The organism is Paenibacillus sp. RC334, from assembly GCF_030034735.1.
Taxonomy (GTDB): Bacteria; Bacillota; Bacilli; order Paenibacillales; family Paenibacillaceae; genus Paenibacillus; species Paenibacillus terrae_A.
The window spans coordinates 4,514,194-4,528,043 of the sequence record NZ_CP125370.1; the positions used below are offsets into that span (position 1 = coordinate 4,514,194).

Here is a 13,850-nt window from a genome sequence, read left to right on the forward strand (position 1 = left end):
GAATTATGGAAATACGATCGACAGCAGCTGGTCAATCCGGTGACCATACGTGTGCTCACGCAGTGTCCGTTCCAGAGCACGCAAGGCAATCTCACGGCGTTCCTTTTCGTGCGTCAAATAAAACTCAATCTTCTCCAGCAGCTCCTGTTGGGAACTGTACGTCTCGATCTCTTCTCCCGGCTTGTAAAAATGAGCCAGATCATCCCGTGTGTCGGTCAGTTGCAAGGTGCCGCAGGCAGAAATTTCGAACGTGCGCGGATTCGGCGACGCCCCCGGAATTTTCAGCGCATTGTTATTCACTGAATCATCCTGATGCGAACGATGAAGATTAATGACAATTTTGCTGCCATTATACGTATCATTCGTCTCGACCGGAGACATCCAGCGGCCTATCTCGATTTTGTCTCCGTACGATTGATAATCAGGGAGACGATCCCACCAGATTCCGTTGATTTTAATATTACGAGCCATGAGCTGCGGCATAATCGGATTAAAGAAATAGATGCGATTCCAGTAGGCCGAGCCGGTAAACCCGATTTCACGCCGTACAGAAGCGGGAGAGCTAAGCGGGAAATATTGAGTCAGAAATGCCGCAAAGGGCAAGTAATGTACAGATGGGCAGCCAAGCTGACGGTACATTTCAATGCAATTCAGCTCTAGCGTGAACACATGGTCATAATGCGGGACAATTTGGGTCGTCGTGTCCGTGTAATAGGGATCATCCGTTAGCCAGATGGCGGTCGGAATGCCCAACTGACGCACCGCTTCCACCTGCTCCAGTGGAAGGTCCATCCCATCCAGCGCCAGCACCAGATTCGGACGGAGCTGAGCAGCGATACCACCTACGGGCTGACGCGGGTCGGTTACAGTAACCTGAGCCGTCATACTTTGCAATGTGGTAATAACCGCTTCATCCAGTGGAGAATAGGGAAGACCTTTACCGGAGACTACATACAGTACATGGATTTGTCGAAAAGGAAAGACCGCCTTCGTCCGGGTAAGAATCGCATTGGCGCGCCCGCGCAAATAGCCTTCGTCGTAACCGTCACTGATTCCCGCAGCTCTCCCCTTTTCCCAGGAAGTTGTGGCCGGGTCAAACGGTCCTGTCGTAGATATCGTCATCACTTTCACTCCTCACTGTTTTTGGTGTTTACTTTAGGCCATCGCCTTGTCCAGCAATTCTTCCATACGATTTGTGTACAGATGCTTTTGCATGGTGGTGTGCAGCCCGCGCCAGGCCATGCGTTCACGTTCCCAGTCATGCTTGAGATAGTAGTCCAGCTTGACCTTCAACTCCTCTACTCCACCAAAGGTTTCAATGTCATAGCCCGGTCGGTAATAGCGGCTCAGATCCTTCCGAATGTCCGTCATCTGGAGCGTGCCACAGGCAGCAATTTCGTAGGTCCGGGGATTAATGGACTCCGCCGACAGCTGATGTGTATTCCGGTTATCCAGTCCGGGGTCCGTCGGACGATGCAGATTGATAACAATTTTGGAGCCGTTATAATATTTGGCTGTTTCCTCCGGCTCCATGAAGATTGGACGGATAAATCGTTCCAGCACATCCCGACGGGTCAGCCGATCCCAGCTTCCACCCACGATCAGCACCCTTTTATCCGCTAAAAAAGAAGCGAGGTGGTCAAACAGCTTTACGCGGTTCCAGAAGGCATTCCCGATGAAGCAAATGTCATGCTGGTGCTCCCGCTCCACCCGCTGGGGATAAAAGATCCGGGCTGACGCAGCAAGCGGCAAATAATGTACCTTTGCCACTCCCTGATCTCGATAAAACGGCAGGCATGACATCTCGTGCGTAAATACAACATCGTAGGATTGGCAGATCAACGCCGTATCCTCCGTAAAGTAAGGATCATCTACAAACCATATGGCCGTCCGAATACCCAGGCCCCGTATTTGCTGCACCTGCTCCAGATGATCCGGTGGAAAAACATGCAGCCCGTTCATGACCAGTACGAGCTCGGGTCGATGGGCTTCGGCGTCAGCCAGCATTCTGGCAGGAGTACCGATGATGAATTCACTGCATATTTGGCTTAATGCCTCTTGTACCCCTGTGTCTATTGCGGCGAAGCCTTGCGGGATATACAGCACTTTCAAATGGCGAACAGCAGGCACCGTGGCCACGACCTGTGACAGAGCAGCCGTGCACCCCCCCATTCTGCGTCCTTCCCGGTAGCCACATCGATAGGCTTCGCGTTCATTCCCGCTTCGTTGATCGTTCACATCCTTCACCCTGTCCTGTTGTAGAATAAACTTCTGTCACTCCTAAACTATATGCGGAGGGGTCAAACGCATCATGGACGACTGCCACTGCCCGGACAAAATTGGCGTTTGCCCGTCCATCTGCCAAACAACAAATAACCCCGAGGCTGTTAGCTTCGGGGGATCAGTTACAATAGATGATGTTCACGGTTTACTGGGCCTTGTATGCGACTTGGTGTCCTTCTTCGTAGCCTTTGGCAAAGCCTGAATTGAAGCCCTCGTTATAGGCAGCATCATATCCCTGCTGGAATGCCTGCGGATCATGCTCCAGCACAACAGGCTCGGGCTGTGGATTTTCCGCTGCAGGAGCTGTAGACTGGGTGGGCTGAGGTTTTTTCTCCCGACGCAGATGAGGACGACTTCTACGGGCGGAGTGAAGCCCTCTTTTACGCCGTCTTAAAGCAAGCAGACGTTTTCTTCTCAGCTTTAATCTTCGGATACTCGAACGTCGGGTACTTTTGCGTCTTTTGCGGGCTTTTCCCCGCGTAACGCGTTCCCACCGTATTCTCATTCTCATTCCTCCTTAGTTTCCTCGTCGTTGTTGCGTTTTTGGAACAGGCAGTTGGAGCCACGGCTGAGTCGGTTTACCATACACCTGCCGTCTTAATGGTATGCCCGCCAACATCTGCGTGATTTTCCCCTGGTAGTTGCTGAGCACACGAATGGTTTCCTCCAGACGGGTAGCGGACATATCCGCATGGGGCGTCAAGTCCGCAAGACTGCTCAGCATCCGAGCAACGGCGTGCTGGCTGGTAGCAATGGACTCCATCATATCCAGCTTGATCTCACGTTCGCGCCTCATACTCATTAGCTCATATCCCCCGGTCCCATTCCTCCCATCATCCCTTCCAATCCGCCACCCTGCTGCTCATCCTGATCCAGTAATGCCTTGAGATTACTGCATAGTCCGGTTTGAAGCCGGGTTAAACCCTCCAGCATTTCCACCATCTGCTCATGAATTTCCAAAGGCCGTCCCAATTGTTCTTCATCCGTGTCAAATGCGTGAGGCTCCAGATGGTTCAGCGTCCAATTACGCATTTTTTCGGCTTCTACCGCCTTGGCCTCCAGGATCATGGACACATTCCATTGCATTTTGGAAGCTGCGTCCAGCATATGAATCATTGCTTTTTCCCTACTCATGTGTTCACTCCCTGCCCTCGGTTGGTACGTTACTCCTCGTCCGGGTATGCCGTCTCTTTCACGACACGAACGAGCATTTCAGCCATTGCTTCCTGAAGATCGGCAATACCGTTCAAGTAGGCAACAATGCTTTTGTTTACTTGTCCCGAGCTGTCGAGAATGCCCGGAATTCCATCAAAACGCGGCTCTTCGTCCGGCAGTTCATGTATGATCTGCGACATGCGCACGACCACCTGCCGTTCCGCATCCAACAGCCTTGACATCTGCTGCTGCGAGTGCGAAATATGGATCAGCAAATCATCTACCTGGTTATGCATAAGCCCCTCCTTTATGTGCTCCGCCGTGCGGAACGCACGAATTGCCTACGGGCTTTCCGCTACTACAGCGTATGCCGCAACGAGTAGTCGGTTCCGCCTAAAAGCGCCTATTCCGATCATTACAAATGCCCGTGCAGCACAGGTGGCGCAATAATGGGCTGCTCCTCCGCCAAATCCGACAAATCTCCGGGGGACACCAACCGAATCCGGTAATCAGCCGCCAGCCAGCTCATGGCGGCATAGGGGGTAAGGAACGATCTTTTCCAGCCGTTCCCGATTTGATACAGTTGCCCGCCTTCGACATAAAGGACCTCAATCCATCGCATGCGTTGAGCCGGGATATTAAGTGTGGGCAACACGGGCATGTTCTCCAGTTCCGGAGCCGCCAGCACCGGAACAGCTTCCTCTGGCACAAGGGATGCGAGAGGCGAAATCTCGTTTACAGGATCATAATCGCCGGGAATCGTAACCTCTGGCTTTGGCACCAACGGAAGCGCCATTAGATCAAGCTGTGATACCCTGACCGGGGCAACGTCTTCGCCTCCTGCATCCCTGACTCCATGCAGAAGCCGCCTTCCCCCCGGCTCCAGCCGATATATTGCACCAGACGGTCCCTGAACGAGCGCTCCAATGGGATAAAAGGTTGCCGCCGACACGTGTCTGGACTTGGTTGGCGATATCTGGCTGTCCAGCTCTGCTGCTGTGCCGAATTTCAGGCTGTGGAGCAGCTTATCCGCATCCCCCCATTTTCGTACAAAAAAGGATCGGTTCCGGCTGCTTTCCTCCATCAAACCGCCTTCTCCGGTCGTCTGGGGAGAGGCATAAGCCGTATCCCGATCACTTTCTGTGCAATGGATAAAAGCATCTCCCGCAATGGCCAGACGTGTCCCCAACAAGCGTACACGCAGCAGCCAATCTGCATCTGCTTCCTGACCGCTGTGACAGCCTTCGTCCCAGTACCCCGTCTTTTCCAGCGTCTCTCTGCTCAGCAGTAAACAAAATCCGGCCAGGCTTTTGGTTTCCCGCCATGCAGCCGGATTGGAAACATTATGAGAAATGGCGAAAAGACGTGCTTCATTTTCGTTCGTATAAGGTGCCTCAATCTGTTGCTCTCCGAACGGACCGTTCGTTACAGGTCCGACGACACCAATACGTGGATCACTGTGCAAGCACTCTAGCAGTCGATCCAGCCAGTCTGGCGTTACCAGCGCATTTGGGTCCAGCACCACAATGGTCGTGCCTTTCGCCATCATCAGTCCCTGATTCAAGCTGCCTGTCAAATGGACATCCTTTTGGAGTAGCGCGTAACGCACAGCGATGCTTTTACGCAGCAGATAGGTGCGTGTCCCGTCCGTTGAGCCGCAATCCACCACGATGATTTCATGCGGACAGCTTGTATTTTCCTCAATACGATCAATACAGGTGCGAAGACGATGAAGCTGATTATAGGACGGAATGATAATACTGACGCCTTCAAAGACTTTGCCGAACGAAGCCTGGCCCAATCTGCTGCCTTGCTCCCGACCCCTTTTATATCCCGCCCAATAGCCTTTCTTACTGAGCCGCTTGCTGTGTTTCCTTTTTATACTCAGGCGTTTCATGCCGTTCACTCCTCCGGGTGGCATTATGTCCATACTATATGCCTAGCCCGGCCGGATGGTGTATCGCTGAGATCAGGGCAGAAGCCCTTTCATTTTTGCCCCGGCTTCCTGAAGGGAATCGAAGGTCCCCGCATCGCTCCAATACCGCCGCAAAATATCGTATTCAAGCTTGCCCTCAGCCGCATAACAGTTGTTAACATCCGTGATTTCAAGCTCACCACGCGCCGAAGGCGTAATTTGCCGGATCTTATCGAACACGGTGGTATCATACATGTAGATGCCAGTTACACAATATCTGGACTGGGGATGCTGCGGCTTTTCTTCAATCCGCGCAATGCTCTCCGGCCGCTCGGGATCAAACACGGGTACTCCGTAGCGATGGGCATCTGCCACCTTTTTTAACAATACTCTGGCGCTCCCCGGAGGCTGCTGCCCGAACCGTTCAATAACAGGTCCCAGATCTTCCTTGAACAAATTATCACCCAGCAAAACAGTGAATTTTTCTCCTGGCTCCATGTAGCTTTTCGCCAGTTCCAGTGCTTCCGCAATGCCGCCCGCCTTTTCCTGAATCCGGTACGTCAGTTGGACACCATAATTGCTGCCACTACCCAGAAAATCGGTGTACAGCCCGGCCGATTGTTTGCCAATAATAAGAAGCATATCGGTAATTCCCGCCTGTCGCAGTCTTTCGATACCATACACGATCATGGGATACTTGCCGACCGGAAGCAGATGCTTGTTGAGTAATGAAGTCAACGGATGAAGGCGCGATCCGGTTCCTCCTGCGAGAATAACCCCTTTCATATCTTCCTTCCTCCTTCGACAGCATGTTCAGTGCCTAAAGCTCCGCTATTTCCAGTCTCAATAAACGCTCTGGGGTCTATGTTCCATTTGTCCATAAACAAACGATAATTCCGCTCAATCAACTCTTCGACCCAGGCAGATTCCGAGCGTGAAAAGCTCGCACTCCCCTGGTGATAGACAAAACAGTCACTGCACATCAACAGCTTGTAGCCATGTACACGTGCGCGCAGACAATAATCGTCATCCTCATAATGCCCGGGGTTAAACCGTTCATCCAGTAATCCGATCCGTTCCATCAGCTCACGCCGGAACATCAGACAAAACCCGACCAGCCGCTTGACCTCCTGCCATCTGGACGGATTACTTGCATTATTCTGCTCTGCAAACTGGAGACAGCTATCCAGATCCCCTGCTAATCCGTCAATCTGCTGAGTACCGCTAACATAATTCGTCACTGGTCCCACCAGTCCCACTGTGCTTTGGCTCCGCAATGCAACCAGCATATTGGATAACCATCCCCGTGTAACCGTCACATCATTATTCAAAATGACGAGCTGATCACCCGAAGCCAGCCGAAGCCCTTGATTACAAGCTGCCGGAAAACCCCGGTTTTCGGGGAGACGGATGCTGATCAGCCGCTCGGCTTCACAAAAATCATCCGTTCCGTCATTTGAAGCGTTGTCCGCAACAATAATTTCATAAGGCACATCTGTCGTATGTGTCCGAATCGCCTCAATACACGGCTTGAGCAGATGCAAACCGTTATAGGTCGGAATAATAATGCTCGTCAGACTCATCGTGCATTCCTCCCTTTGGCGACGTCTGCCCGTGTTGGAACAGGTCCCAACGGGAAAGCTCCGGCTACCTGAAACACCGCAGCCAGTGCCTCCGCATGATCGCCGACGATCAATTGCTCCATGGCATTCCCTTTGCCGATATTGATAGTCCGCTTGCGGTTTGTTCCAATGACGTCTACGGCATGTACTGCCGTCACCTTCATACCGTGCAGTATCGCCATAGCGTGGGCTTTCGGCGGAACAGCGAGCATAGCAGGGCCGAGCAGCTCCAGCGAACGTCGTGATAACGCGTGCGGCACAGCGGTCAAGGAGCTTGCTCCCAGATCCGGCCTGCGCAGCACGCGGTTCAGGAACCCTTTGCACCGGGTCACGCTGTCCTGCCGGAAGTAAGGTGGCAAATGTCTGCTCAGATCATTAAGTGCCACATCCGTTCCTTGATCCACTGCATAGAGGAACGGCAGCAAGTCAAACGCAGGAATCGGCAGATCCCCGTCTACGAACAATACGATTTCAGCCTGCGTCATACGTGCGCCTACCGCCCGTCCGACATCATGCCCGAGCCGAGTCGGCACGCTGACGAGAGTCACACCCGGATGATGCTCCGCTACTATAGAACGCGTGCCATCCGTGCAACCGTTCAATACGACGATGATGTCCGTAAGAGGCAGCTTTTCCAGCTCGCTCAGCACCCCACCAATCGTAGATTCCTCGTTGCAGGCGCTGACCACTGCGGCGGCTGTCCCCCGCAGCAGCATATCCCCGGGCAATGCCCGTACCTCCAGCGGATTTGCTTCGGTCATTTTCCCCCGCCGGGGCGCGGGTTTCCTCACCCTGCGGCTATCCATCATAGTCGTCGTTCCATGTCTTCGCTGTACACGTCGTATGCCCCGGCTTCGGTCATCACGCCTCCCTTTTCGATACATTCTGCTCACGGCCTCACCTCGTTTCTGATCCGTTTGCGCTTCAAATCCGTATATCCTGCACGCGTTCCCAAATGTGATGTAAGCCAGGCAATCGCGTCAAGATGATCCTGTACGACCACATCCACAAGCGGGTCCCTGCCATTCATTTTTTTGCGGGTCGCATTCACTTTACCCACGGCTATTCCACGAACAGTCACCACCCGCAAGCCGGAGGTAATCGTCATGGCCTGAAATAACGGAGGTTTTTCCAAGGACTTTAGACCTATTTTATTTAAGGCCTTTCGACTTATGGCATGCGGAATTCCAGTCATGGATGCCCCTCCTAAATCAGCACGGTTCGACAAAATATTCAATACATGCTTTGCTTCAACCACAGGATGCACCGACGTACGGTCTACTGGCCCATGATAATCATTCAGTGCAACATCCGCTCCCGCACATACAGCTTGTATGAATGGCTTGAGTCTGACGCAGGGAATAACGATATCACCATCCAGAAAAAGCAGTACCTGCCCGGAAGCCGCTTCCGCTCCAATACGGCGACCAATATCATGCCCCAAGGGTTGCGGAAAGGAAAGCACTCGCGCGCCCGCCGCTTTTGCCGCCTTGGCCGTCCTGTCGCTTGATCCGTTCTCGACCACGATGACCTCGGTGTGTGGATGAACATGGCGTGCCTCACGGACAACAGCCCCGATCGTTTTTTGCTCATTCATAGCCGGAATGATGACGGATACCAGCAGTTTTCCCGCCGAAGACGAACCGGATGGCCGTTCTTCACCTGTCTGTGCTTCTGCTTCTGTGCCTGGTCCCCTTCTTGTTACAAGGTACGGGGTGATATGCACGGATGGCGTTCGTACAGGCAGCCATACCTTTGAGTAGGGATTATTAGCACTGGAATGCCGCCTGCGATGAGCCTTGAATCCAAATCTTGTCTGCTTCCTCATGCTCCCGCCTCACCTCCCTTGCTGCTGTATGGATAGACAGCATGATTAGGACAGTTCAACATAACCTATGCGTTCTAAAACCCGTGTGTAACGGCAAGCGTGGAGTCTTTTCGACAAAGCAATTTTCGACTTTATTTTACAAAACTTATTAATCCTATTGAATAAATCAGTTATTAGGGTCTAAAGAATCATTTTGGATAAATTTGTGACATACATCTTCTCGTTCGTCATTCTCTGTGCTAATATCAGAGCCAGATGATGGGAGTTCAAAAATTCAGCATTTGTTTTTTTTGCATAAGTAAACTTCTTTCCATTATCCGCCTTTTTTCCACTTTCACTTATATGACAGGAAAGGAGGAGTTTGTCACCTTTTCAGGCTGTACGCTTCACATGCAATACCCTCTTTTCACACACGCTTCCATGAAAGACACTTCGGCTTTTCTTCTTCACGTTCCATTTTCTTCATGTTCCAGACGACAACACGACCTACATAAATGGCGCAATGCCTATTTCTTAACAGGATGGTCTTCATCCTGACATTAACCGGGGAGAGTGAATTTTTAATGAAAAAAGTATGGGTTTCGCTTCTTGGAGGAGCTATGTTATTAGGGTCGGTAGCGTCTGGTGCATCTGCGGAAAGTTCCGTTTCGGAGCCAAATCAGCTTACGCCAACCTTCCACGCCGAGCAATGGAAGGCCCCTTCATCGTTATCAGGTGATGACATTGTATGGAGTTATTTGAATCGACAAAAGAAAACGCTGCTAGGTGCGGACAGCACCAGTGTCCGTGATCAATTTCGCATTATTGATCGCACGAGCGACAAATCTGGTGTAAGTCATTATCGGCTGAAACAGTATGTGAACGGGATTCCCGTATATGGAGCTGAACAGACAATTCATGTGGACAAGTCTGGTGAAGTCACCTCTTATCTGGGAGCCGTGATTACTGAGGATCAGCAGCAAGAAGCTACGGAAGGTACAACTCCGAAAATCAGCGCTACCAAGGCCGTATATACCGCTTATGAAGAAGCCGCTACACGGATTCAAGCCCTCCCTTCCTTCGACGATACGATCTCTAAAGATGCTAAGGAGCAAAGCAGTGTAAGTAAAGACACTTACACGGAAGCTGCTAACAACGAACAAACCACCTATATTGATAAAGACAAGCTGAGTCTTGAAAAAGCTGCTGATTTGAAGGACAGCAAAATTGAAGCTGTAGAAGCACAAAGTTCCATCGCTAAAATCGCCAATTTACAGCCTGAAGTAGATCCTAAAGCTGAGCTGTACTTCTATCCTACTGGCGATACGACGCGTCTGGTTTATGTAACAGAAGTTAATATTTTGGAGCCTGCGCCGCTGCGTACACGCTACATCATTGATGCCAATGATGGCAAGATCGTATTCCAGTATGACATCATTAATGAAGCGACGGGCACAGGTAAAGGTGTGCTTGGTGATACCAAGTCGTTCAACACTACGCAGTCCGGAAGCAGTTATCAGTTAAAAGACACAACACGCGGTAACGGAATCGTGACCTACACGGCCTCCAATCGTCAGACCATTCCAGGTACGCTCCTGACGGATGCCGATAACGTTTGGAATGATCCAGCCGGCGTAGATGCTCATGCTTATGCGGCCAAAACATATGATTACTATAAGGACAAATTCGGACGCAACAGTATTGACGGACGTGGCCTGCAACTCCGTTCGACGGTCCATTACGGCAGCCGCTACAACAACGCCTTCTGGAACGGCTCCCAAATGACTTATGGAGACGGGGACGGTACCACATTTATCGCTTTCAGTGGTGATCCTGATGTAGTTGGTCATGAACTCACGCACGGTGTTACAGAGTATACTTCGAATTTGGATTATTACGGGGAATCCGGTGCGTTGAACGAGTCCTTCTCGGACATCATCGGCAATGACATCCAGCGTAAAAACTGGCTTGTAGGCGATGATATTTATACGCCAAGCATTGCGGGTGATGCTCTGCGCTCTATGTCTAACCCTACCCTGTACGATCAACCAGACCACTATTCCAACTTGTATAAAGGCAGCTCTGATAACGGTGGCGTTCATACCAACAGCGGCATTATTAATAAAGCATATTATCTGTTGGCACAAGGTGGTACCTTCCATAACGTAACTGTAAGTGGAATTGGTCGTGACGCAGCTGTCCAAATTTACTATAGTGCCTTTACGAACTACCTGACTTCTACTTCCAACTTCTCCAATACACGCGCCGCTGTGGTGCAGGCAGCAAAAGACCTTTACGGTGCGAATTCAGCGCAAGCAACCGCAGCCGCCAAATCTTTTGACGCTGTAGGAGTTAACTAAATCATAATTGCAATCCCTCTTATTCATCCTCGTCCATAGACCATTGTCGTTGTGCAGCTGTCATCCAACCCAGCTCATAAAATGGACGAAAAAATAGGGGTGCAGTGTACAAGTCTGCGCCCCTTCCCCCTTATGTATATGGCGTCCCCCAGCGGGACGCTCTTTTTTTGTCTACATAGCGGATGCTCTAAAACCAGTATGCTATGGCCATTGCCATTGCGGAATCATTTACACTTCAACAAGACTATTTTCGATCAATTTCGACTAAATAAGACAAACACAATCTAAATAAGGGTCTTTAGTCTCATTTTGGAGTAATTTGTAATATACATCTTCTCGTCCTACATTCTCTGTGCTAATATCAGAGCCAAGACGATTTAATCACAAAAAAATAAAACTTGTTTTTTTGCATAAGTTTATTTTTTCATGATCTTCACGTTTTAAAAAAGCAGCAAGACCTACATACATGGCGCCGTGCCTAAAAAACAAAACAGGATGCACATCATCCTGACCTAAATTTGGGGAGAGTGGTTTTTAATGAAAAAAGTATGGGTTTCACTTCTTGGAGGAGCTATGTTATTAGGGGCTGTAGCACCTGGTGCCTCAGCAGCGGAGAATTCTGTTCCCGATCCTACTCAGCTTACACCAACCTTTCACGCAGAACAATGGAAGGCTCCTTCATCCGTATCGGGTGACAATATTGTATGGAGTTATTTGAATCGACAAAAGAAAACGCTGCTAGGTGCAGACAGCACCAGTGTCCGTGAGCAATTTCGCATTATTGATCGCACGAGCGACAAATCCGGTGTAAACCATTATCGATTGAAGCAATATGTAAACGGGGTTCCCGTATATGGAGCTGAGCAGACCATCCATGTGAATAAGTCAGGTAAAGTCACCTCTTATCTGGGCGCCGTCATTTCGGAGGATCAACAACAAGATGCCACTGAAGACACCACTCCAAAAATTAGCGCTACCCAGGCCGTCTATACCGCGTATGAAGAAGCCGCTATACGGATTCAATCCTACCCTTCCGTCACCGATAACGTTACTGAGGGTAGTCAGGATCAAGGCAGTGTAAGTAAAGACACTTACAGAGAAGCATCTAACAACGAAATATCCATCCCGGAACAAATTTCCATTGCCAAAATCGCCAATCTGGAGCCAAGTGTAGAACCTAATGCAGAACTGTACATCTATCCTGACGGTGAGACTACACGGCTGGTTTATGTGACAGAGGTTAATATTCTGGAGCCTGCACCTTTGCGTACACGCTACTTTATTGATGCCAAAGACGGAAAAATCGTATTCCAGTATGACATCCTCAACTACGCAACGGGCAACGGCCGCGGCGTGGATGGTGTAATGAAATCGTTCACGACTACAGCTTCCGGCAACGGATATCAGTTGAAAGACTCGACACGCAGTAATGGAATCGTAACCTACACCGCTGCCAACCGTCAGACAACGCCGGGTACGATTTTGACGGATGCGGATAATGTATGGGATGATCCGGCGGCTGTTGATGCCCATGCCTACGCTATTAGAACCTACGATTATTATAAAAATAAATTTGGTCGCAACAGCATTGATGGACGTGGCATGCAAATCCGTTCGACCGTCCATTACGGCAAAAAATATAACAACGCCTTCTGGAACGGCTCTCAAATGACATACGGCGACGGCGACGGCAAATTATTTACCTTTTTCAGTGGTGATCCCGATGTCGTGGGGCATGAACTCACCCACGGTGTCACAGAGTTCACCTCCAATCTGGAGTATTACGGTGAATCAGGTGCGCTGAATGAAGCCTTCTCAGATATTATGGGTAATGATATGGATGGCAGCAACTGGCTCCTTGGCGATGGCATTTATACGCCTAACATTCCGGGCGACGCTCTGCGCTCTCTATCCGACCCTGCAAAATATGGCCAGCCGGATCACTATTCCAATTTTTACCCTGACCCTAACAATGATGATGAAGGAGGAGTCCATACAAATAGCGGTATTATCAACAAAGCCTATTATTTGCTGGCACAAGGCGGTACATCCCATGGTGTAACGGTAACCGGTATCGGACGCGAAGCGGCTGTATACATCTACTATAATGCCTTTACGAACTATTTGACCTCTACCTCCAACTTCTCTAATGCGCGGGCTGCTGTTATACAGGCGGCCAAGGATTTCTATGGTACTGATTCGCTAGCAGTAACTAGCGCTATTCAATCCTTTGATGCTGTAGGAATCAAGTAAATCATATTCCGTATTCCTCGCAATTGATCCTCATTCAGTAGACAGAAGCCTGTTGTGTGGGTATCATCTGATCCTGCTCATAAGCGGACCAAAAATAGGGGTGCAGTGTAAGTCTGTACCCCTTCCTCCTTGAGTCTATGGCGTCCCGTTCAACGGGATGCCCCTTTTTTCATCGTGATGCCTGTTCGACTATATGATTTTCTATTTATTCGACGAATTATGACAAAAAAATTAATATTTTGGGACTATCGAATCATTTTGGAGTTATTTGTAAGATAAATCTTCTCGTTCGACAATCTCTGTGCTAATATCAAAGCTTAGAAGATAGAATGGAAAAAAATAATCCCCATTTTTTTGCATAAGGTAATTTCTTTCCATCCTCTTCGCATTCTTATCCATAATCTTTACGTTTCAAAGGAGCAACAAGACCTACATACATGGCAAAATGCCTATTC

General features: G+C 49.9%; 13 protein-coding genes. 2 read left to right on the top strand and 11 right to left on the bottom strand.

Features of this window, described 5'->3' with window-relative positions; all coding sequences use genetic code 11:
• Positions 1–3: 3 nt before the first annotated feature.
• The 11 genes from QMK20_RS20735 to QMK20_RS20785 all read right to left on the bottom strand — a co-directional run bounded on the left by QMK20_RS20735 (position 4) and on the right by QMK20_RS20785 (position 8,803).
• Positions 4–1,122: a CgeB family protein gene (locus QMK20_RS20735; protein WP_283653125.1), complete on the bottom strand. Its 1,119-nt coding sequence runs from the start codon at positions 1,120–1,122 to the stop codon at positions 4–6.
• A gap of 33 nt (positions 1,123–1,155) precedes the next feature.
• Positions 1,156–2,247 carry a CgeB family protein gene (locus QMK20_RS20740; RefSeq protein ID WP_283653126.1) on the bottom strand — a complete coding sequence of 364 codons (1,092 nt, stop codon included), beginning with the start codon at positions 2,245–2,247 and terminating at the stop codon, positions 1,156–1,158.
• Positions 2,248–2,428: 181 nt separating this feature from the next.
• Positions 2,429–2,788, bottom strand: a complete 360-nt coding sequence (locus QMK20_RS20745; protein WP_283653127.1) for a FliH/SctL family protein — start codon at positions 2,786–2,788, stop codon at positions 2,429–2,431.
• Positions 2,789–2,800: 12 nt separating this feature from the next.
• Positions 2,801–3,085, bottom strand: coding sequence for a hypothetical protein (locus QMK20_RS20750; protein ID WP_283653128.1), 285 nt, complete (start codon positions 3,083–3,085; stop codon positions 2,801–2,803).
• Positions 3,085–3,417, bottom strand: a complete 333-nt coding sequence (locus QMK20_RS20755) for an alpha-helical endospore appendage domain-containing protein (RefSeq protein WP_137060081.1) — start codon at positions 3,415–3,417, stop codon at positions 3,085–3,087. Before QMK20_RS20755 ends, QMK20_RS20750 begins: the two co-directional genes overlap by 1 nt.
• A 29-nt stretch (positions 3,418–3,446) precedes the next feature.
• Positions 3,447–3,734 carry a hypothetical protein gene (locus QMK20_RS20760; RefSeq protein ID WP_025684990.1) on the bottom strand — a complete coding sequence of 96 codons (288 nt, stop codon included), beginning with the start codon at positions 3,732–3,734 and terminating at the stop codon, positions 3,447–3,449.
• A 119-nt stretch (positions 3,735–3,853) separates the two neighbouring features.
• The gene (locus QMK20_RS20765; RefSeq protein ID WP_283653129.1) at positions 3,854–5,335 is read right to left on the bottom strand and encodes a glycosyltransferase family 2 protein; all 1,482 of its coding nucleotides are present in this window, start codon (positions 5,333–5,335) and stop codon (positions 3,854–3,856) included.
• Between the two features lie 72 nt (positions 5,336–5,407).
• Complete coding sequence (locus QMK20_RS20770; protein ID WP_283653130.1) at positions 5,408–6,139, bottom strand: sugar phosphate nucleotidyltransferase; 732 nt, start codon at positions 6,137–6,139, stop codon at positions 5,408–5,410.
• Complete coding sequence (locus QMK20_RS20775; protein ID WP_283653131.1) at positions 6,136–6,936, bottom strand: glycosyltransferase family 2 protein; 801 nt, start codon at positions 6,934–6,936, stop codon at positions 6,136–6,138. The genes QMK20_RS20770 and QMK20_RS20775 overlap by 4 nt, the downstream gene beginning before the upstream one ends.
• Positions 6,933–7,868, bottom strand: coding sequence for a glycosyltransferase family 2 protein (locus QMK20_RS20780; RefSeq protein WP_349361867.1), 936 nt, complete (start codon positions 7,866–7,868; stop codon positions 6,933–6,935). The genes QMK20_RS20775 and QMK20_RS20780 overlap by 4 nt, the downstream gene beginning before the upstream one ends.
• Positions 7,865–8,803, bottom strand: coding sequence for a glycosyltransferase family 2 protein (locus QMK20_RS20785; protein ID WP_283653132.1), 939 nt, complete (start codon positions 8,801–8,803; stop codon positions 7,865–7,867). Before QMK20_RS20785 ends, QMK20_RS20780 begins: the two co-directional genes overlap by 4 nt.
• A 563-nt stretch (positions 8,804–9,366) precedes the next feature.
• Here QMK20_RS20785 and QMK20_RS20790 point away from each other — a divergent pair.
• Complete coding sequence (locus QMK20_RS20790; protein ID WP_283653133.1) at positions 9,367–11,142, top strand: M4 family metallopeptidase; 1,776 nt, start codon at positions 9,367–9,369, stop codon at positions 11,140–11,142.
• 537 nt (positions 11,143–11,679) lie between these two features.
• On the top strand, positions 11,680–13,395 hold the full coding sequence (locus tag QMK20_RS20795) for a M4 family metallopeptidase (RefSeq protein WP_283653134.1): 1,716 nt from the start codon (positions 11,680–11,682) through the stop codon (positions 13,393–13,395).
• Positions 13,396–13,850 lie beyond the last annotated feature (455 nt).